This is a genomic window from Streptomyces griseus, assembly GCF_900460065.1.
Classification (GTDB): Bacteria; Actinomycetota; Actinomycetes; order Streptomycetales; family Streptomycetaceae; genus Streptomyces; species Streptomyces griseus.
The window spans coordinates 127095-146970 of the sequence record NZ_UAVD01000057.1 but is presented as its reverse complement, the minus strand read 5'-3'; the positions used below and the strand labels follow the sequence as shown (position 1 = coordinate 146970).

At 69.5% G+C, this 19876-nt stretch carries 21 protein-coding genes; 17 read left to right on the top strand and 4 right to left on the bottom strand.

All coding sequences use genetic code 11. The features are described from left to right. Positions 1–133 precede the first annotated feature (133 nt). The 3 genes from DTB53_RS36730 to DTB53_RS35975 form a co-directional block, all read right to left on the bottom strand. Positions 134–1468 (bottom strand): hypothetical protein, encoded by a 1335-nt coding sequence (locus DTB53_RS36730; RefSeq protein ID WP_141727093.1) that lies wholly within the window; start codon positions 1466–1468, stop codon positions 134–136. Positions 1469–1865: 397 nt separating this feature from the next. Then, on the bottom strand, positions 1866–3722 hold the full coding sequence (locus tag DTB53_RS35980; RefSeq protein ID WP_069631259.1) for an ATP-binding protein: 1857 nt from the start codon (positions 3720–3722) through the stop codon (positions 1866–1868). Next, positions 3715–4209, bottom strand: coding sequence for an ABC-three component system middle component 2 (locus DTB53_RS35975; RefSeq protein WP_307886417.1), 495 nt, complete (start codon positions 4207–4209; stop codon positions 3715–3717). The genes DTB53_RS35980 and DTB53_RS35975 overlap by 8 nt, the downstream gene beginning before the upstream one ends. A 38-nt stretch (positions 4210–4247) precedes the next feature. On the opposite strand from DTB53_RS35975, the gene DTB53_RS37825 reads away from it, so the two are divergent. Together DTB53_RS37825 and DTB53_RS35970 are read left to right on the top strand one after the other, a co-directional pair. Beyond that, positions 4248–4664, top strand: a complete 417-nt coding sequence (locus tag DTB53_RS37825) for a hypothetical protein (protein ID WP_069456273.1) — start codon at positions 4248–4250, stop codon at positions 4662–4664. Further along, positions 4661–5776: a GntR family transcriptional regulator gene (locus tag DTB53_RS35970; RefSeq protein WP_075025178.1), complete on the top strand. Its 1116-nt coding sequence runs from the start codon at positions 4661–4663 to the stop codon at positions 5774–5776. Before DTB53_RS37825 ends, DTB53_RS35970 begins: the two co-directional genes overlap by 4 nt. Before the next feature lie 116 nt (positions 5777–5892). Here the strand turns inward: DTB53_RS35970 and DTB53_RS35965 are convergent, their stop codons facing one another. After that, positions 5893–7362 carry a peptide deformylase gene (locus DTB53_RS35965; protein WP_069456271.1) on the bottom strand — a complete coding sequence of 490 codons (1470 nt, stop codon included), beginning with the start codon at positions 7360–7362 and terminating at the stop codon, positions 5893–5895. 215 nt (positions 7363–7577) lie between these two features. Between DTB53_RS35965 and queC the strand changes: the two genes are divergently transcribed. The 15 genes from queC to DTB53_RS35890 all read left to right on the top strand — a co-directional run bounded on the left by queC (position 7578) and on the right by DTB53_RS35890 (position 19724). Beyond that, complete coding sequence (gene queC / locus DTB53_RS35960; RefSeq protein ID WP_069631262.1) at positions 7578–8288, top strand: 7-cyano-7-deazaguanine synthase QueC; 711 nt, start codon at positions 7578–7580, stop codon at positions 8286–8288. Then, the gene (locus tag DTB53_RS35955) at positions 8285–8986 is read left to right on the top strand and encodes a 6-carboxytetrahydropterin synthase (protein ID WP_069455673.1); all 702 of its coding nucleotides are present in this window, start codon (positions 8285–8287) and stop codon (positions 8984–8986) included. Before queC ends, DTB53_RS35955 begins: the two co-directional genes overlap by 4 nt. Continuing rightward, entirely contained in the window at positions 8983–9699 is a 717-nt protein-coding gene (locus tag DTB53_RS35950; RefSeq protein ID WP_069455674.1) for a 7-carboxy-7-deazaguanine synthase QueE, read from the top strand. Before DTB53_RS35955 ends, DTB53_RS35950 begins: the two co-directional genes overlap by 4 nt. Continuing rightward, complete coding sequence (locus tag DTB53_RS35945; protein ID WP_069455675.1) at positions 9689–10138, top strand: DUF6884 domain-containing protein; 450 nt, start codon at positions 9689–9691, stop codon at positions 10136–10138. Before DTB53_RS35950 ends, DTB53_RS35945 begins: the two co-directional genes overlap by 11 nt. Next, positions 10135–10704 (top strand): phosphoribosyltransferase, encoded by a 570-nt coding sequence (locus tag DTB53_RS35940; protein WP_069455676.1) that lies wholly within the window; start codon positions 10135–10137, stop codon positions 10702–10704. Before DTB53_RS35945 ends, DTB53_RS35940 begins: the two co-directional genes overlap by 4 nt. A gap of 52 nt (positions 10705–10756) precedes the next feature. Next, the gene (locus DTB53_RS35935; RefSeq protein ID WP_069455677.1) at positions 10757–11455 is read left to right on the top strand and encodes a PIG-L deacetylase family protein; all 699 of its coding nucleotides are present in this window, start codon (positions 10757–10759) and stop codon (positions 11453–11455) included. Beyond that, entirely contained in the window at positions 11455–12162 is a 708-nt protein-coding gene (locus tag DTB53_RS35930; protein WP_069455678.1) for a WbqC family protein, read from the top strand. The genes DTB53_RS35935 and DTB53_RS35930 overlap by 1 nt, the downstream gene beginning before the upstream one ends. Beyond that, positions 12162–12761 carry a GTP cyclohydrolase I gene (gene folE, locus DTB53_RS35925; protein ID WP_069455679.1) on the top strand — a complete coding sequence of 200 codons (600 nt, stop codon included), beginning with the start codon at positions 12162–12164 and terminating at the stop codon, positions 12759–12761. Before DTB53_RS35930 ends, folE begins: the two co-directional genes overlap by 1 nt. Positions 12762–12886: 125 nt before the next feature. Continuing rightward, on the top strand, positions 12887–13447 hold the full coding sequence (locus DTB53_RS35920) for a formylglycine-generating enzyme family protein (RefSeq protein WP_236586267.1): 561 nt from the start codon (positions 12887–12889) through the stop codon (positions 13445–13447). Further along, positions 13444–14547 (top strand): glycosyltransferase family 4 protein, encoded by a 1104-nt coding sequence (locus DTB53_RS35915; RefSeq protein ID WP_069455680.1) that lies wholly within the window; start codon positions 13444–13446, stop codon positions 14545–14547. The genes DTB53_RS35920 and DTB53_RS35915 overlap by 4 nt, the downstream gene beginning before the upstream one ends. After that, complete coding sequence (locus tag DTB53_RS35910) at positions 14544–15347, top strand: reverse transcriptase domain-containing protein (protein WP_079147542.1); 804 nt, start codon at positions 14544–14546, stop codon at positions 15345–15347. Before DTB53_RS35915 ends, DTB53_RS35910 begins: the two co-directional genes overlap by 4 nt. A 19-nt stretch (positions 15348–15366) precedes the next feature. Continuing rightward, positions 15367–16746: a glycosyltransferase family 4 protein gene (locus DTB53_RS35905; RefSeq protein ID WP_075025179.1), complete on the top strand. Its 1380-nt coding sequence runs from the start codon at positions 15367–15369 to the stop codon at positions 16744–16746. Continuing rightward, complete coding sequence (locus DTB53_RS35900) at positions 16743–17570, top strand: 5'-3' exonuclease (protein ID WP_079139702.1); 828 nt, start codon at positions 16743–16745, stop codon at positions 17568–17570. Before DTB53_RS35905 ends, DTB53_RS35900 begins: the two co-directional genes overlap by 4 nt. Further along, entirely contained in the window at positions 17567–18337 is a 771-nt protein-coding gene (locus DTB53_RS35895) for an HAD family hydrolase (protein WP_159402317.1), read from the top strand. Before DTB53_RS35900 ends, DTB53_RS35895 begins: the two co-directional genes overlap by 4 nt. Before the next feature lie 64 nt (positions 18338–18401). Beyond that, the gene (locus tag DTB53_RS35890; RefSeq protein WP_069455682.1) at positions 18402–19724 is read left to right on the top strand and encodes an aminotransferase class I/II-fold pyridoxal phosphate-dependent enzyme; all 1323 of its coding nucleotides are present in this window, start codon (positions 18402–18404) and stop codon (positions 19722–19724) included. Positions 19725–19876 lie beyond the last annotated feature (152 nt).

The following is a 19876-nucleotide window of genomic DNA, read 5'->3' as shown; positions in this document are numbered from 1 at the left end:
CTGAAGGGGCTGACTTTCAGGCATAGCTAGACGGCACGTCAAAGTGCTTGAAGTGCCGCATCAGGCAATATTCACCTTGCCTACGACAGTTCGATGGAACTGGTTGCCGGCATGACGGCGGCGCGATAAAGCGCTAGGTGCGACTTTGGCCTCTCATCACATCGACTAGGCCGGCGCCCACCATCCGCCCCCCGTACAGCACACTCCAGGTGATCAAAGAGACAATCCCGATCAGCGGCGTCGCCGCCTGCTCCGTCATCCCCGGCACCGCCATGGCCGCAGCTACAGTTCCCGTTACGATCAATCCGAAGGCGACCAGCCGCACGCGCTCCCTATTCACTGCTGGAGTCACGTGCTTGAGGTCTGCGGGGTCCAGCAGGGCCAAGGTGCGCCCCTCGGTGTACCGCTGAGCGATCTTTAGCAGCATGGCCGCCGTGTCTTCGAATACCTTTCCCGTATCGGCTCCGCTATCTTGTCTGGACTCTATTGCGCGAATGGCTCCAACCACCTGCGCCGCGTGCTCTTTCAACTGATTTCGACGCTCCGGCCGTACGTATCCTTGCCGGACCCGCCAAGCGTTCCACACCACTCTCTCGGCTGCCTTCAGGCTGACCCGTGGCGCATTAAGCACATCACGGGACTCCAGCTGCTTGTGGGCCAGTCCAACGCTTCCGCAGACAGCCAGAAGCACCACCACCGGCTGCCACCTGGTCACATCAATTGCCTGCACAGGATGGGGAGCGGTCTCGTGGCGTTGCCACGGTCGGCGACCGTTCTCGTCTGCATCAAGGATGCGGTGCGCGACCGGCACGATGGCCCGCACGAACGGGACAGCCATTACTAACAATACAAGCGCAGTCAGGACCTTGGCCGTGCCGATGATGTCAGCCTGAGGCTCGGCCACTGCCGGGCCCACTCTCGCCCCCACCCAGTGGACTGCTTCTCGGCCCACGCCCCATAGCGAGCCGAGCGGGTCTAAGCTCGGCTCACACTGAGAGAGAGGAGGAGCGGAAGATTCATCTGGCTGGACATTGGCCTGATCCGCTGTCCGGCAGTGCGGCTGTGGTGCGGGCTTGCTGCCTGGCGGGTTCTCCACGACGAATTTTGCGGCAGCAACAATCGAGCCGACGTTGAGCAACGCGATCATGAGAACGAATAATCGGATCACGTGCAAAACGAGCGCCGCCGGCATTAGCACGTACCAGGCCTTGACGGCTTCAACCACGCTAAACCATTGGCGCGTTAGCACCCACGGAACCCCGGTTGCTGTTGGTACTCCAGGTATCGCTAAGTGCACGACGGCGTTCCGCACCCGCCGCATCGCGCGGGCTGAAACCCACGCTTGCCAACGCTGTCCCACCCGAATCCGACGACGCAGCGGTGCGGATGCATCCCAGATGGCCCATGCCGCGAACAGGGCGATCAGGAGGGCGGCGAGCCATGCCAACTGAATGAGCAGATTGATCACCTAAGCAGTGTGGTCCAACCTGTTCTTAAGCGCAGCCAAACTGGTTAACTTCGGCCACGGTCGTCGAGTCTCACATGCGGCTGCGGACAACGTCGGCCTGACGTGTACGCCGCCCCGGCTCGATACCGCCACTGAGGGCCTGTGCTTACGCGCCATCGCTGGCAGAGTCAACGTTGTCTGATGCGGATAGTCCCCCCTTAGTCGCCCCCCTGGGTGACGCGTCCGGCCGCAAGGCATCCCATCAAGATTCACGGGCAAGTTCGGCGTATCTGTTCGCGCTTCGGCCAGCCGCTACCGTTTGAGCTACCCCTGAGAGCACTGCAAGGCCCTCACGGCAACCGTCGTATGCCCGAACAGATCCCCTTGACATAGAAGGCGTACCGGGCCCCTCGGCGCTTCACCCCCTGCGGGTACGGGGCTGCTCAGGTCCGGTTGTGGTGCTGGGACGCGCGGGGAAAAAGCCAGGGCGGGCCCCGCTGCCGCTGAAGTTGACGATCCGTGCGTGCTCAAGGACGTCTGGGGGTGGCGTCGCGTTCTCGACGACGATGGCCTGGCCAGGGAAGGCCAGGAACGAGCGGTAGAAGTGGTCGATCACGTTCGGGGGGATGCGGTCAGCGTCATAGTCCGGCTCCTTGTACGTAACCAGGGGGGAGTCCAGGACGAGGAACCCGAGATGCGGGAGTCTGCGGTCCAGGCAGTAGCGGGCCAGGGCAATGGAAAACGCGGCATGCAGTAATGCGCGCATGCCCCGGCCATGGCCGGCGCGCGCCGTTCCGCCAGCACTGACGTCCCCGCTGTAGGGGTCGTAGCCGGCGCCTTCAACATCGGGGATCCGCCAGAAATCCAGGGTGCGTTGGAAGATCTCGTCGAACGACGACAGGATCCTGCCCGCGATCAGGGATTCCCGCCGCTTGGACGGCAGGGCACCTTGGGCCACCAGCTGGGAGCGGTGCTCTTCCAGTTCATCGAGCCTGGCTCGAAGTTCCAGGTCGCGTTCGACGCGCAGTCGCTCGTCGACAGTTTCCTGCAGTTCATCGCGGAGAGGGGCCAGTCGCGCTTCTATCTGCACCAGGGCCCGGTCGGCCTCGGCCGCCTGCGTGCTTAGGGCAGTGCGGCGTTCGGCCAGATCGACGCGTTGGCTCTCCAACCCCTCAATGGTCAGCCGGAGGTCGGCGAGCAGGGAGTGCGTCTTGGTCGACTCGACAAGCACGGCCTCGTGCAGCTGGGTGGTCTCCTGGTGGCCGTGCTGGGCCTGCTGGTGTTCGGGGTCCGCCCCGCAGAATACGCAGCGGCCGACCTTGAAGTAGCCCAGCAGGTTGCCCGCCTCGCTGACCATCTCCAGGCGAGCGAGGTCTGTCTCGTACTGCTGACGCAGGGTGTCGAATCGCCCCAGCAGGTCGAGCACCTCACTCAGGCGTGCCTCCAGCTCGGCATCCATCTCGGCAAGGTGTGCACGGGCGGCGACGGCGCGGGCCTGCTGCTCGGACTCGCCGGCCAGCGAGCGGGCCATGTCGTTGAGACTGTCCTCTAACCGGGCCAGCTGATCTCGCAGCTCGTCGGGGGTCTGGTCACGGGAGAATTTGGCGTGCAGGTCCAGTGCCAGCGAATCAATCAGGTTGATCTTGCCGCGCTGGACGCGCCGTTGAGCAGCATTGGGAAGTTTGGTCGCCGGGGGCTCGTCCTCACCGGTCAGCATCAGCTTCATGACCGAGCGCGCAGTCGTCCTGGCCGCGGTGCCGCGGGTGCGCTGCGAGGGCGGATTCGGATCGATCATGCGGGTGTCGGTGACCACGCTGAGGTGGGTCAGGTCGGCCAGTTTGAGCAGTTCGGTGTTGCCGCCCTCGTTGGTGCGCACATAGGTGTCGTCCAGCCCCAGTTTACTGAGCAGGTAGTGCGAGATGTCACGGCGGCTGCGGATCCTGCGGGCCGAGACGATCACGTTGGGGGTGGCGTGGGAGAGCTCCCTCAGGTCGTCCTGGTGTACGTGAATGCTCTTACCGCCGGGCTTCCGGACCAGTGTGAGAGGGCTGCCGTCGGGGAGCAGCAGTCCGAGCAGGATCTGTCCGTATCCTTCGGCGCGCGGGATAGAGGGACGGACATGACCGCCGAGCATGTAGTCGATGGAGTCGACCAGGAAGGTCTTGCCCGTGTTGGAGGAGCCGTAGATCACCGTGAACTTGGGGTCGAACTCCACACGGGCCGTCGGCAGGCCCGCACCGGCGTACGTTAGATGGGTCAGGGTGAAGTTAGCCACGACCGACCCCCAAGTGCCGCATTTGGGTGATGAATTCGTTGTGCCAGCGGGTCGTGATGTCACGTGTGGCCGTCACCGCGTCCATGGTCGAGGCGAACTGCTCCACGGCCCACTGCGCGCGTTGACGCAGTTCGCCGACGTACGGGGCCTCCAGGATGCCGGCGAACCCCGAGCCGCGCGGGGTCACCTGGTAGACAATCCCGCCCTCGGTCGCCTCGACCGTAGCCAGACGGGCGCGCAACAGCACCTCCAGCCCTTCCTGCATCGTCTGCCGCTTCATACCGAGCTCGCCCGGCTGGGCGGGCAGGCGCGGATGGAGACTGGGCGGACCGTCGAACTGGCTGCTGTGCAGCATGGCGTGGTCCAGGACCACCAGCCAGGAAAGGTCCAGTGGATGAGGATGGCTGCGGGCCAGCAGGATCAACGTACGCATCCCCACTTCGACCGGACTGTTGAGCGGACACTGCCGGACGGGGCGGCGCTGCAGCTGTGGACGTGAGCCGGATAATCACCCATCCCGGGTCCGTGTACGGTCCCGTGGCCTGGATCCTCACCACGTGGCTCGCGGACCGCGCCGCTCGCGCCGGACATACCCACCTGCGCATCGCGGTCGCTCCGGAGAGGCTCGCCGAGCACCTGCGCACCACCCTGGGATGGAGCCCGGACCGAACCTCCGTCACCGGCTCCGGCTCCGGCACCGTCGTCCGTCACCTTCGGCGCGACGCACGGGAGACCCCCGCCATACACGCCGCCGTCACCGACCAGGTCACACCAGCACCGACCCTGTCTCTGGAGTGCCGTGCAGGAGAGGTCTCCCAGCTACTCCCGCACCGCGAGGTCGGCACCTTGGACGAGGGGGGCCGCTCATTCGCCGCGTTCCTGGGCACGAGGATCCGTCCCGCCGACGCGGCACGGCAGAGGACCTGGGCGGAAAGCCAGTGAGCCGGCCCGCACCCATCCCCTCCTTGGCCGTTCCCGAGTCAGGCACCCTCAGGCGCCGGGTCTACGACGGGCTGGAAAGCCTCCTCGCGGACACCGATACCTACCCGCCGGGCACCAAACTGCCGACGTACAGGGCACTGTGCCGGCAGTACGGCGTTGCTCAGGCGGTTGTGGGTGCCGCCATGGAGGCCCTCGCGTCCCAGGGGCGTGTGTGGATCCGCCCCCCACTGGGCGTCTTCGTGCTCGGCGAGGGCTACGAGCCGGCCCCGAACAAGTTCGTGCTCATCGCCACCACGGTGCGGGAGCGTATCGCTGACGGCACTTTCAAGCCCGGAACACCTCTGGTACCCCTGCTGGTAAAGGAGTTCGAGGTCCATCGGTGTACCGTGACCACCGCTCTCCGGCCGCTCGCCGACGAAGGACTCCTGGTCAAGACCGGCTCCGGCACGTACGTATCGCCTCGCCTCGCCCGCGAACCCGACCATCACCGTGGGCATCCGCCGGACCCCGGCCCCGCGCAGGCAAGCCCGACCTCGTCGGACGCCACGCCCGTCGTCAGTGCGTACCTGATCGGTACCTCGTCGAAGCTGCACGCCGCCCGCGCGGCCTACCGAGGGGTTGTCGACATGCTCGCGGACACAACCACCTACCCGCCAGGCAGCAGGCTCCCGGCCCACAGCGTCCTGACGGTCCGGTTCGGCGTCACCTCTTCCGCGCTGAGGACCGCCATGCACGCACTGGAGGCGGACGGACGTGTGTGCCGCCGCCACTCCGTGGTCATCGTGCTGGGCAAAAACAGTGCCCCAGCCCCGGCTCCCACGCCGGCGCAGCTCACCGAGATCGTGCGGGAACGTGTCCGGGACGGCACGATCAAGCCCGGCGAGCCCATCACCGTCCGACTGCTGGAGGAGTTCGGCGTCGGCAAGACGCAGTTACGCAGAGCGCTCGCCCCGCTGATCGCTGAAGAACTCCTGGTCACCAGGAACGGAATCGGCTCCTACGTACCGCACCCACCTACCAGCGACACCGCCCCCACCCACCAGGACAAGGCCGGCACACCGCGCCGCACCACGGATAGGGCACGGCCGCAGCCCCGGGGGGCCAACCAGTGAACCAGGGGGCCGGGCACAGCGGGCAGTTCGCCGGGCATTTCCACGCCGGCCTCCAGGGCGGCTGCGTCCAGCCGCTCGCCGTGCACCCTCGGCAATGCCGCCCTGCCGGGCTCAGGTCAGCGGTAGTTCCACGGCCGGCCGGTGCCTCGATACTCCTCGACGGGGATCGGTTCCGTGCCCGGCTCCATTCGGGTGCGGTAGAGGCGGCCGTCGAGGTGGTCGACTTCGTGCAGGACCAGGCGGGCCAGACCGTGCTCGAATCGGGTGAGGTGGGGTGTTCCTTCGATGTCCGTGTGGTTGATGACGATATGCAGGGGCCTGGGGACGAGTCCTCGTACGTCGAAGAAGCTGAGGCATCCCTCATACTGACGGTCGGTTTCAGCCGAGGACTCCACGGCGGTGGGGTTGAGCAGGACGATCGGGGAGGCTCCGTCGCCCGGCGGGACGACGATTGCAGCCGCGCGGCTGATGCCGATCTGCGGGGCGGCGATGCCCATCCCCTTGCCGAAGTCGTGGAGGGTTCTGACGCGCGTGATCGCGTCGCTGAGTTCGCTCACTACGCGGCGGGCGTCGTCGGCCTCAGATGGCAGGTCGAAAGGCTGGGCGACGGACTGCAGGATGATGTCGCCTTCCTGGATGATGCCTGCGGTGGCCATGAGGGCACTGGGGGCGGGGGTATTCACGGGCTCGCTCTCTGCAGGGTCTTCGGTCTTCAGCCGCCACTCCATCCGGTACCGGGCGTGGAGCGGCGGGTCCAGGGTCGTCCATGTGTAGACCGTGTGGTCTGCGTCGACGGCGTGGGCGGGGGGCGTCCGCAAGGGTGCGGCGTTGGCGCTGAGGGAGGTTTCGGTGCCCCAGACCGTGGGCTGGAGATCGGTGGGGAAGGACAGGCTGACAGTGAGTTCGCGGGTCGGGAGGCGGACGGCTCGCTGGAACCAGGGGCCCCATTTGTCGGCTGTGACGGAGTAGCTGTAGGTGATGCCGGCTTCTTGTCCTGGGTAGAGGGGGAAGCGGGTGCGAGAGTTCGCGAACTCGAGCCATATCTCCTTGAACGCATCACGGTCGTGCTTGATGACGCGCCCCATCTGTTCGTCGCCGCAGTGCGCTTCGACCTGAAGTTCTTCCCAGGTCAGGGGATGCGCCCGATAGAGGGCGTTGGAGCGTTCGGGTTCGCCCGGGTAGCGGTCGACGGCGATGCGGACGAGATAGCGGGTGATCGGCTCGGTGCCGGTGTTCCGGAGTCGTCGGTGCATGGTCAGGTGGTAGTGGGTGCCGTCGTAGCGCAGGGCGGCGGAGTCTTCGAGCACGAGGATGCCCGCGGACGGCGGGACGTCGGCGGACTCCGGGACGAGCTGCGGGCCGCTGTCGTCGTCTTTCCACGCCTTCCAGAGCTTTCCTCCCGCATCGAGCTCGGTTTCGAGGCGGCGGGCGAGATCCGAGGAGCCGCGTTCCCGTCCGGATTCGAGGTGGCTCACGTACGAAGGGGAGATCTTCAGCCGGCGGGCCAGCTCCGCCTTGGCCAGGCCTCTCACTTCGCGGAAGTGCTTCAGCTCCGCTGCGAACGACGGTTCCCCCTGGCCTGTCATGTGGCGCTCCTTGTACGTGAGTTCGCGGAGTGTATGAGTGAGCGCGGCTCACCGGTGCCTCATCCTGCCCGCTTCGGGCTCACTGTTACCAGGCGGTGGCGGAAGTAGTCCGACCCCGCTCGCACGGCTGGCGGATTCCTCCCCGCCCGCAGACCCCAGGTCCACACAATCCACTGCCCCGGACACGGTCCGGGGGACCTTGGAAGGGCACACCCATGCCTCGAACCGCCGTACCCCGGCACGCGGTACTCATCTTCTCCGGCGGCCTGGACAGCGCCGTCACGGCCTACAAGCTCCGCGACGAGGGCGTCACCGTCAGCCTTCTCTCGTTCAACTACGGACAGCGCCACGTCAAGGAACTGGCCCACGCCGCGGACCTGGCCGATCAGCTCGGCGCTTCCCACGACATCGTCGACCTGACGTCCCTGGGCCGGATCCTGGGCGGCTCCGCCCTGACCGACCCGGCCATCACGGTGCCGCACGGCCACTACCGCGCCGAGACCATGCGCAGCACGGTCGTCCCGAACCGGAACGCGATCATGCTGGAGATCGCGGCCGGCGCCGCGGTGGCGGCGGGGGCGGACGCCGTCGCGTTCGGCGCGCACTCCGGGGATCACGCGATCTACCCCGACTGCCGTCCGGAGTTCTTCACCCTCATCGAGGCGTCCATGAAGGCGGCGAACGAGGGGCACATAGCCAACGATTTCCGGCTCGTCGCCCCGTTCCTGAACCTGACCAAGGCCGACATCGTGCGTGAGGGCGTCCGGCTGGGCGTGCCGTTCGCGCTGACGTGGTCGTGCTACGAGGGCGGCGCTGCGCACTGCGGAGCCTGCGGGACCTGTGTGGAGCGCCAGGAGGCGTTCGCCGAGGCCGGAGTGGGGGACCCGACCATCTACGTGCCAGCACAGGAAGGTGCCGTCCGATGAGCAGCACGCAGTGCCTCTTCCGGATCGGGAAGGGCTTCCGCTTCGAGGCGACGCGGCGGCTCGACGACGGACGGTACGACGGTCACTCGTTCACCGCTGAGGCCGTGCTGTCCTCCGCGGTGCTCAGCCCGGAGGGCTTTGTCGCCGACTTCGGTGACCTGGCTCCCCTCAAGCGGTACATCGACGGGGCTCTGGACCACCAGATCCTCAACGACTGCGTCAAGGACGTCTCCAACGAGGGAATCGCCCAGCACCTCCTGGGATGGGCACGCGGCCATCTGGCGTCCGACGTCGTGTCCGTGCTGGAGGGGGTCCAGGTCCGAACCGGGCGGACGCAGCCCCTGCCGTCGGCCGCGTTCGCCCCATTCGAGGCTTCGCACCAGCTTCGCGGGCTGCCCGAGGGCCATCTGTGCGGACGTCTGCACGGCCACTCCTACGTCCTAAGCGTGCCCGTTTCCGCCGTCCCCCGGGTCGGGGACATTCCCGTGCTGCTGCGCGAGCACCTGCGCAGCGCCGTGCACGGCCGAGTCCTGAACGAGGTGATCCCCGGTCTGAACCCCACGTCGGAGAACCTCGCCCGGCACTTCTCCCAGTGGCTGGCGGACCGGGCCATGGCAGGGGCGGGCTGGAACGCGGCGTGCTTGCGGGTCTCGGAGACGGAGACCAGCTGGGCCGAGTACACGGGAGGCACGGCGTGAGCGCGCTGCAGGACGCCGGGTTACGGATCCGGGTCTCGGAGAAGTTCGGGAGCACGGTCCAGGGCGAGGGCCCCAGCACCGGGGTGCCCGCGTGCTTCATCCGTCTCGCCCTGTGCAACCTCATCTGCTCGCCGTGCGACACCCCCTACAGCTGGGACCACAAGCGGTTCGACCTGCGCAAGGAGGCCCACTACGAGAGCGTCGAGGGGCTGCTGGCGTGGGCGGTGGACCAGCCCGAGGACCTCGTGGTCATCACCGGCGGCGAGCCGCTGATCCAGATGGCCGGAGTGACCGAGTTGGTCAAGGGGCTGCGGGCGGCCGGCCGGGAGGTGGAGATCGAGACCAACGGCACCATCGCCCCGGCCGAGGCTTTGGTTGCGGCCGGGGTGTACTTCAACGTCTCCCCGAAGCTGTCCAGGTTCGGAGCCGCCATGCCGGAGACACGGCGTCTGGTCCCCGATGTTCTGCGGGCCTTCGTCGCCACCGGGCGGGCCCGCTTCAAGTTCGTCGTCTCCGAGCCCTCGGAGGTGGCCGAGATCGCCGCGCTGGAGGAGGCCTACGCCCTGACCTGCATCTCGGTGATGCCGGAGGGCACCGACCCTGAGGTGATCCTCCAGGGGATGCGCACCCTGGAAGGCCCGGTACGCGAGCGGGGCTACCGGCTCAGCACGCGCCTGCACGTGCTGCTGTGGGGTGACGAACGTGGCCGCTGAGCTCGCCGTCACCGACGGGCTGGTGGTCGTGGCGTGCTGCAAGGAGAAGCGGGTGACCACCGCCCCCCTGCCCGCGCTCGACCTGTACGAGGGGTGGGTCGTCCCGCTGATCCGCGACAGGGTCAACGCGCACGGCGTGTTGCGCAGCCGCGTCCTGGTGCTGTCGGCCCTGTACGGGCTGGTGACCGCCGACGCGCCCGTCACCACGTATGAGCAGCCCATGACCGAGCAGCGGGCGAGCGTCCTTGCCGGGTCGGCGCAGTCGGTCCTGCGCCGGCATCTGGCGCGGTTCCCCTCCTCGGAGGCCCTGCTGCTCATGGAGGCCCCGTACGCCGGGGTCCTGGGCACGGTCCCGGTGACCAGGACACACCTGATCACCGACGCGATGGACCGCCACGCCGATATCCACGCCGTCCTCGACTCCTGGAGCTGGCCGTGAACACCCGCATCTTCGAGAACCGCCGAGTCTGGCAGCTCGCCCAGGCCGAGTTCCTCACCGCGGCCTGCCTGATCGCCGCCCAGGAAGCCGAATTCGGACCGGCGGCCGTCCTCGGGATCGCCCGCGGCGGTGTCCCCCTCGTCGAGGTCGTCGCCGAGCAGCTCGGCGTCCCGGCCGTCGTCGTCCGGGCCCGCCACAACGCGCCGGTGGGTATCCAGCAGGCCGCCACCGGCCGGGTCCTCCTCGACCGACGGCACAACAAGGGCGCGCTCACCGCGCTGCCCGCCGCCGCTTCGCTGCTGGTCGTCGACGACATCTGCGGCTCGGGGGCCACCCTGCACGCGATCGCGGAAATGCTCACCGCCACGGTGGGCCCGTCCGGTGTCCGTACGGCCGTGCTCTGCCGCAACGAGGGCTCCGACTACCCGCTCGACAGCTGGGGCTGGGACGTCGCCGACTGGGTCCACTTCCCCTGGGAGCCCGCCCCGGAATCCGGCCGACTGGAAGCCCTTCCCCCGGTGACCCGTCTGCGCAGCCAGCCCCGGGCACCCCGAACGCGCGGCTGACCGGTGCCCCCTAAGCCCGTTCCCCTTCCACGGATCAAGAGGAGGTAGGCCCATGTTCGGCCTGAGCCCCGGCGACCACGTTCTCGCGGTCGCCCCGCACCCCGACGACGAGACCCTCGGCGCCGGGGGCACCATCGCCCGCCTGGCCGCCGTCGGAATTCAGGTGCACGTCCTGGCGGTGGCGTGCCTGACCCAGCCCCGGTGGGGAACACCCACCGACAGCCGGCTGCGGCACCAGGAGTTCAACGCGGCCTGTGACGTCCTGGGCGTCAGCGGCCGCCACATCGCCTGGAGCGACGACCGCCGGGCCGGCGACCTCGCCGGTCACGTCGCGGAACTGGTCCGCCTCATCGAGGCCGGCCCGGACCTGTCGCTGGCCGCGCAGGAACCGGACGCGCTCCTCATCCCGGCGGCGGGCGCCGTCCACCAGGACCACCAAGTCGTCCACCAGGCCGCCTACGCGGCGGCGCGGCCCAGCGGGGCGTTACGCCACTGGCCCCGAATGGTCCTCGGGTTCCACGGGCCCGAGGACCACGCCTGGAGCCCGCAGTTCCCGCGACCCAGCGTGTGGGTCGACGTCACCGGCACCGCCGCGGTGAAGGACAAGGCGCTGGAGTGCTACGCCCGCGAGCTGCGCGACGGCGACCACCCGCGGTCCCTGGATCGTATCCGGGCGCTCGACGCCGCGGCCGGGGCGTCGTGCGGTGCCGAGCGGGCGGAGGCCTTCGTGGCCTACCGGATGGCCTGCTGATGGGCGGGAATGTGCTGGTCGCCCACCAGCCGGCCTATCTACCCTGGCCTGGCTACTTCTCACGGCTGGCCGACGCGGACGAACTGGTCCTGCTGGACCACGTGCAGTTCACCGAACGGGGGTGGCAGAACCGCAACTACATCCGCGGCACCGCCGGACCGGTCAGGCTCACCGTGCCGGTGCGGCGCCACTTCGGCCAGAGCATCACCGACACCCGGATCGCGGACGACGCCTGGGCCGGTCGGCACTGGCGCAGCCTCGCCCAGACGTACGGGCACGCCCCGTACTGGCCCGCGCACCGGGAGGCCCTCGAAGCGCTCTACCTCGCGCCCTGGACTCACCTCGCGGACGTGAACGAGGCGCTGCTGCGGCTGCTGCTCGACGCTTTCGGTCTGCCTGTGACGATGGTCCGCACCAGCGAACGGCCTCCGGCCGGACGGCAGACCGGGATGCTCATCGACCTCTGCCGGCAGCGGGGCGCGACGCGACTGCGGGTGGGGACCGGTGCGCTGGCCTACCTCGACCACGGCCTGCTGACCGAGCATGCGATCACGGTCGAGGTCGCCACGTACTCGCATCCGCGCTACGGCCGGGCGCCGGGCTGGAGTCCGGGCCTGAGCGCGCTGGACCTGCTGCTGCACGAGGGCCCGAACGCCCTTTCCGTTCTCCGTGCCGGTGCACGGACCGCGACAAAGGCCTTTGCCTGATGACGAAACTGGACAACCTCGTGGCGCGCCCGCGCGTGGATGTCGCGCGGGTCGCCGACCTGTACCGGCAGCTGCTGGAGGCGGTGGGTGAGGACCCCGAGCGTGAGGGGCTGCGCGGCACCCCGGAGCGGGCCGCCCGCTGGTGGACGGAATTCCTCGACCACGACGCGGGCCGTACGGACACCGTCTTCGAGGAGGACCTGCCCGCCGGTACGGACCGGTTGGTCATCGTGCGGGGCGTCGTGGCCTGGAGCTTGTGTGAGCATCATCTGCTGCCCATGAGGCTGGAGTTGACGATCGGTTACCGGCCGTGCGGGAGCGTGCTGGGTCTGTCGAAGTTCGCGCGGATCGTCTCCGTTCACGCGCATCGTCTCCAGCTCCAGGAGCGGATCGTCGACGGCGTCGCTGCGGATGTGGCCAAGGCGACCGGTTCATCGGACGTCGGGGTGGTCGCCGACGGCGCCCACATGTGCATGAGCATGCGGGGTGTCCGCCAGGATCAGGCCCGCACCCTGAACCACAGCCTCAGCGGCGCGTTCGCCGACAGAGGTACCCTCGGCGGCCAGCTCCTCGCGGCTGCCGGGGCCGTGGTCCGGTGAGCGGGCGAGCGCCCGGACAGGGCCGTCTTTCGCCGGAGGCAAGCCCGCGTGTGCTGGTGAGCGGACCGGTTCTTCCTCCGGGGAGCGTGCCTGCTGCCCGGGACCCTTCCACGGTAGCGGCAGACGTGGATCCGGTGGGGTGGATCCGTATACCCGGCGGCCCCGTTGCGGCCGGGGAGTGGCACCCCGCCCAAGAGGTGGCCACGCTGTGGTGGGCGTCGACGCCGCTGGCCGTCGCCGGGATGCCGGTCACCGGCCTGACGCTGCCCCAGGCCGCCCAGCTCGCGCACCGGCTCGGGGCTCGGATCCCGACGTCCGCCGAATGGGAGTGGATGGCCGCGGGCGCAGTTCGCCGCTTCCCCTGGGGTGACCAGATGCCCGGGCCCGGGCATGCCAACCTGCGCGGCCTTGGCCCCGGCCGCCCCACGCCGGTTCGGTCCCACGCGGCCGGCCGCACCCCGGACGGTGTCTGGGACGTGGGCGGCAACGTGTGGGAGTGGACGACGGCGCCGTGGCGCCGCGACCGGATCGCCCTGCTGCGGGGCGGTTCCTACAACTCCCTTTCCCAATACGCCGAGTGCGCTCACGCCAACGACGTCCCGCCCAGCATCGTCTCGCCGGGCATCGGGCTGCGGCCCGTCCGTGACACCGCCCCCAGCCCTGCGACCACTGGAGCCACCAAGTGAACATCGCCTTCGTCCTGCTCACCCACAACCCCGACGAGCCCGCCGGGATCGAGCGCAGCATCGCCTCCCTCGCCACCGGCCTGCGGGAACTCGGCCACCGCGCCCTGATCATCGCCGCCGGCCCCGCCACCCCCGACGACGGCGAGGACCTTCTCCGCCTGGACAGCCTGACCCTGCCGCGCCCCGCGCTGGAGGAGAACCTCACCGCCCTCCTCGCCGATCCCGCAGCTGTGGAGCAGGAGGTCCGCCGCCTCCTGGCCGGGAGCACGGTGGATCTCGTGTGCTGGGTGGACGCCGTGTGGGGGCTGGGCTACCTCAGCCCGGCCCCGGCGCACATGGCCACCGCGCTGATGGTGCACGTCCCGCGCACCGACGCCCCCCTGTACCAGAGTCTGGGCCACCGCCCGGGCCGCGTCCTGACGGTCAGCGACTTCATGATCGAGGAACTGGCCCGCGAAGGCGTGGACACGGGCGAATGGGCCGTGGTCCCCAACGCCCTCATGCACATCATCAAGCCGCCGGCGCCGGACGAGCGGGACGTGCTGCGTGAGCGCGGGCCGGTGCGAATCGTGGCCCGGGCCGAGCCGCACAAGGGCATCGCCGAAATGCTGAAGGCCTACCCGGCCGGGCTGGGGAGGCCGCTGCAGATCGTGCTGGCCGAGGCCGGATTCGAGTACTGGCAGGGCATGCAGAACGAGGTGGTCACCGAGTGCCGGGCCCTGGCCGCCGCCCTGCCTGACGTCGAGATCCTCCCGGCCCTGCCCTGGCAGCAGGTGCCCGGCTTCCTCGCGGGAGCCGCCGCCACGGTCATCTCCTCCACCAGCCCGGAGACGTTCGGGAACGTCGCCGCGGAAGCCCTGTCCGTGGGCACGCCGGTGGTCGGCTACGGGCTCGGGCACCTGCCCGCCCTCACCGGACCGGCCGGAAGGCTGACCGCCCTGGAGAACGGGCCCGAAGCCCTGTGGAAGGCGCTCGCAGCCCTGCTCGGCGACCCGGCCGCCTACCACGCGGCCTCCCAGCACGGGCCGCGTCAGGTCGCCGCCCACACGCCGACCGCAGTCGCCCAGGCGTTCCTGGCCTCGACCGGGATGATCAGGTGACCAGCTGTACGGCAGCGCACTCGCTGATGCGCCAAGCCGTCAGCGAGCGGGCCCTGAAGCGGGCCGCCCGCCAGTGCATGGGCCGCACCGGCTCCCCCGGCGCGGACGGCATGACCTGGAGATCCTTCCGCCAGGACATGCCCGCCCGCATCACGGCCCTGTCCGTGGCGCTGTCGGCCGGAACGTGGCGGCCCGGCCCGTTGCGCACCGAGGAGTTCGATGCCTGGGGCAAACGGCACACCGTCACCATCCCCACAGTCACCGACCGGATCGTCCACCGGGCGCTGCGCAACGCCGTCGAGCCCGTCCTGGAGCGGGACGCCTACCCGCCCTGGATGTTCGGCTGGCACCGGCGGGCCGGACGGCCCCTCGCGGTCGCGGCCGCCGCCCGGCACCTGAACGCGGGTCTGACCTGGGTGGCCGACATCGACGTCGCCGCCGCCAGCCACGGCGTCGCGTTGGAGGACGCGATCAGCTCCGTCGCCCGCTTCGTCCACGACGGGAGCGTGCTCACCCTGCTGCGCCGCATCCTGAGCGACCTGCCCGACCCGCTCGCGCCGGGCAGCGGCCTGAGCCCGATGCTCACGAACCTGAGAATGACCCCCGTCGACCAGCAGCTGACCTCATGGACGGCCGTGCGGATGACGGACAACTACACCCTGTTCGCCGCCACCGAGCCCGAGACGGAAGCCGCCTACCGGCACCTGACCGGCCTGCTCGCCGCGCACGGGATGAAGCCGGCCGCGGCGAAGTCGAAGATCTGGCGCCCGAACCCGGAAGACCTCTACGCCGCCGGCTGACCGGGAAGGAGACGCCCCCTTGTCCACGTCCACGACCAAGGCGCTGCTGTACTGCGCCGTGAACGGCATCGCGAACAACACCAACGGCATCGGCCGCCAGACCAAGACGTTCCTGGCCACCCTCGCCCGCCACCACCACCGCCTCAGTGCGCACGCGGGCGCCTTCACCCCGTATCTCGCCGTCCCCGAGCCCGGCCCGGCCACCTGGGGCTACAACGAGGACGACCTCCGCTACGCCCACCGGATCGTCGAGGACCTCGGCGGCGAGGTGATCACCCTGCCCTACGACACCCACCGCCCCTTCTGGCACCCGGACACCTGGCGGCACCTGTCCGCCGAAGCCGCCCACGCCGCCGGACACCTGGCCGACCGGCACAAAAAGGTGCTGGCCATCGGCGTCGACACCCCCTTCGCCGGTCTCGCCCACCACACCCACCCGGGGGTGGAGGTGCTGCTGGCCCTGTTCTCCACCGCCCGCATCACCGAACGCCCCCACCCCGACCCCGGCCGCATCGCCTGGGAAGAAGAGGCCATTGCTGCTGCTGGCCTCCACCCCCGCGCATGGGTCGCGGACATCGGCGACTTCCTCACCCGCCACCTCCAGGACCAGTACCGGCTCGATCCGGGCACGCTCCGGGCCTGGCCCTCCGGGCTCGACCTCACCGCCGCCGACCTCGCCCCCCCGACCCGAACCGAAGCCGAACGCATCGTGCGCGCCATCGGCATCCCCGCAGGCCGCCCGGTCGTCGCCGCGATCGGCCGCACCGACCACACCAAGGGCCTCGACCTCCTCGTCGAGGAACTCGCCCCTCTGCGCGAGAACGTCCACCTGGCGATGGTCGCCGTCCCCACCGATGACGACCGCGCCAACCTGCTCGACTCCTACCGGCAGCGCAGCGCCGAGCTCGGGCTCAGCGCCACCATCATCGGCCGCTACGACCGGACAATCCCCCGCGCGCTGGCCGCCTGGCCCGACACCTTCGCCATGGCCGTCCCCAGCCGCGGCGAGACCCTGGCCAACATCGTCTTCGAAACCGCCCTGTGGGCCCAACAAGGCGGCGCCGTCGTCCTGGCCCCGAACATCGACGGCTTCCCCGAACAGATCACCGACGGCCACAACGGCCTGCTCTACGACCCCGCTCCCGGAACCCTGATCCAAGGGCTTCGCCGCGCACTCGCCCTGACCTGCAGCGAACGCGCCCGGCTACGGGCAGCCGCCCACCGCACGGTTCTCAAGCAGCGCAACGCCGCCGAGCACCTCGCGACGCTGCTGGCCACGTTCTGGCTGCCCCGCGCCACCCCCGTGACTACACTCCATGGTCATCCGGCAACGGATGCCCGTACGCCACGGTCACAGGCACCCGCCAGCACGCACCATCCCCTGGAGGCCACGCCATGACCGCTCCCCTGCTGCTCATCGACGGCCACTACCTCCTGCACCGCGCCTGGTTCGGCTTCGCCGCCCGCATCACCAGCCGTGACAAGACCATCGACCGCACCGGCGTCTTTGGCTTCGCCGCACTCCTGCGCAAAGCCCAGATCCAGCACGCCGACGGCTTCGAGATCTTCGTGGTCTTCGACTCAGAGAACGGCTCACAAGCCCGTGTCGGACGGGACAGCGACTACAAGGCCCAGCGCCCCGCCCCGGATCCCGGCCTGATCGAGTCCCTCATCCTGGTCAAGAACGCCCTCGACCACAGCGGCGTCCGGTGGATCGAACAGGACGGCTGCGAAGCGGACGACGTCATCGCCACCCTGGCCACTCACGCCCGCACCGACGGCCGCGCGGTCGACATCATGACCACCGACAAGGACTACATCCAGCTCCTGGCCGACCCCAGCGTGCGCCTGCTGAACACGGGTTTCGCCATGGAGCGCCGCTACACCGCCGGCGAGCACATCCTGCCCCGCTACGGCGTCCTCGCCGAGCAGTGGCCGGACTTCCGCGCCCTGATGGGCGACCCGGCCGACAACATCCCCGGCATCCGCGGCATCGGCGCCAAGACCGCCGCCCGACTCCTGGCCGGCGAACGCCACCTCGAGAACATTCCCGCCGACGAACTGCGTCCCGCCTGGACGCAACAGTGGCCACAGGCCCAGTGCTGGCGCGAAATGATCAAACTCGACAGGAAGACGGACCTCCCCGAGAACCTCCTCACCGCCGAGCCCTCCGTGCCGCAGCCCAAGGCACCGCACGTCCTGGAAGCGCTCGGCCTGTGGTGACGGCACCCAAGACCGCGATATGGGACTTCGACGGAACGCTCGGCCACCGCCGGCACGGAACGTGGGCCGAATGCCTCCTGGAAGTCCTGGACGTCCAAGAGCCCGGCCACCGCTGGGCCTTCCCCGAGATGTTCACTGCTCTCGCCACCGGCTTCCCCTGGAATGCTCATCAGGAGCCTCACCCGCAGCTGAGCGACCCCGACGTCTGGTGGGATCACATCACCCGCGTCGTCTCCAAGGCACTCACCCGCCTCGGGATCTCTCATCCCGCGGCAGTGGCTGCCGCAACCCGCGACGCCTACACCGACCCCGCCGCGTGGAGCCTCTACCCGCAGACGCTGCGCGTCCTGGACCGGCTCACCGCACACGGCTGGACGCACGTCCTCCTGTCCAACCACGTCCCCGAACTCCCCGAGCTCCTGTCCGCCCTCGGTATCGACACCCGGTTCCAGGCGGTGATCAACTCCGCCGCCAGCGGCTACGAGAAACCCCACCCCCAGGCGTTCCAGCTCGCGCGGGCGGCCGCGGGACCCGCACACCGGCTCGTCATGATCGGCGACAACCCCCAGGCCGACGCCGCCGGGGCCCGACGCGCAGACATCGACGCCATCTGGGTGCGGCGTGATCAGCACACCGACACACCCGACCTCGATGCGGCCGCCCGCATCCTCCTGACCCCCGGGCCCGGGACGAACGGGCAGCGTCCTGGTCTGCACGAGGTCCCCCCGTTGCAGCCAACCGCCCCCGAGGCCCTCCCCATCCGGTAATCTCGCCGACGTCCGCACCGCGGAAGCCCGGCAGCGCCCCGGCCCATGGCGCACCGGAGCCACCGTGCACGACACCATCCCGGCCCCCGCGCAGGCCGACTGCCTCACCGCCTTCGGAGCCCTTCGCGACGGTGCCGCCCCGGACACCGAGACGGCCATCGAGCTCGGGGAGGGCTGCAACCGCTTCCCGCCCTCCCCGGACCTCGCCCGCTACCTCTCCGCCCTGCTCGACCGCTTCATCCGCGACGGAACCCTCTCCGCGTACGCCAGCCGCAGCCGGGCGGGCGCGCGGGCGGCGATGGCCGAACTCCTCGGCAACCACCTGAACATGAGGCTAGACCCGTCCGACATCTTCTTCACCCGCGGCGGCACCGAGGCCATCAGCCTGACCATCGCGCATCTCTCCGAGACCGGCCACGCTCTGATCCTGCCGCTGCCGAACTACTACGCCTTCGACCAGTGCGCTGTCCGCTGGGGAGCCCCGGTGACCGGCTACTACCGGCACGACGGCACCCTCCATCCCACCAGCACGTCCCCGCTCGCACGCACCTGCCTCGTCGAAGTCCTCCCCAACGGAGTCACTGGCGCCCGCCACACCCCGCCCGCCCGGGCCGAACCGGACTTCACGCTTCTCGACGTCCCCTTCCAGATCGGAGCCGAAGGCCCGCAACCCGCGGCGATACTCCGCGACCGCGTCCACGGCATCGACCTGGGCAAGGCCGCCCTGATCCTCACCGCCTCCAAGGACCTCTCCCTGCCCGGGCTGCGCGCAGCCGTCGTCATCACCCGGAACGAGGCGCTGCTGCAGCACCTGGCCCGCGACCGTTTCGAGCGGATGGCCATGAGCGGCGACCCCGTCGGCGAAGTCGTCATGATCTTCTACGCCTGCCTCCTCACCGTGGTGGAGGCCCCCCACGAGCAGACGGCCAAGCTCGTCCGGATCGCCCAGGACAGCGTCAGCCGAGCAGGTCTTGCGGCACTGCCCAAGGAGGAGACCTATCGCCGCATCCGCGATCACCTGACCGTCATGGCCGAACGCTTCCGCCAGAATGCTCACGCACTCGACGGCCCCGGATCTCCCGTGCGGCGCATCCCGGGCATGGAGCCGGTCGGGGGCTACTCCGCGTTCGCCGAACTCCGCATTCCGCAGGAGCGCTTCCTGCCCTGGGTGACGCTGTGCGGGCGAGCAGGGTTGCGGCTCAACCCGACCGTCGTCCACGGCGGGACCTCCGCCGCCTGGGACGCGCTGTATCCCGGCGGCCAGCTCCTGCGGCTCAACCTCTCGGAAACCCCGGGCACCTTCCAGCGGGGCCTGGACATGATCCGTCTCCACGCACGCCGTCCCGCTCCTGCCCAGGGCCTGCGGAAGGAGCGCTCAAGCCCCTGATCGAGTGCCGCACGACTCCAACCACTCGAAACGTGTGGATTGAAGAGTGGCCAAGCAGGTGGCCCATGCCCGAGACGCCAGAACGAGCGGCACGGGGACGTGCCGGAACTCGCCGCCGTCCTCACGATGCTCGCCGGCCTCCCAAGCCGGTG

What these genes read in the sequence shown, in the direction of transcription:
- DTB53_RS35965 (WP_069456271.1), bottom strand. Translation starts at nt 7,362, where the DNA reads ATGACAGGCCAGGGGGAACCGTCGTTCGCAGCGGAGCTGAAGCACTTC.
- queC (WP_069631262.1), top strand. Translation starts at nt 7,578, where the DNA reads ATGCCTCGAACCGCCGTACCCCGGCACGCGGTACTCATCTTCTCCGGC.
- DTB53_RS35955 (WP_069455673.1), top strand. Translation starts at nt 8,285, where the DNA reads ATGAGCAGCACGCAGTGCCTCTTCCGGATCGGGAAGGGCTTCCGCTTC.
- DTB53_RS35935 (WP_069455677.1), top strand. Translation starts at nt 10,757, where the DNA reads ATGTTCGGCCTGAGCCCCGGCGACCACGTTCTCGCGGTCGCCCCGCAC.
- DTB53_RS35930 (WP_069455678.1), top strand. Translation starts at nt 11,455, where the DNA reads ATGGGCGGGAATGTGCTGGTCGCCCACCAGCCGGCCTATCTACCCTGG.
- folE (WP_069455679.1), top strand. Translation starts at nt 12,162, where the DNA reads ATGACGAAACTGGACAACCTCGTGGCGCGCCCGCGCGTGGATGTCGCG.
- DTB53_RS35900 (WP_079139702.1), top strand. Translation starts at nt 16,743, where the DNA reads ATGACCGCTCCCCTGCTGCTCATCGACGGCCACTACCTCCTGCACCGC.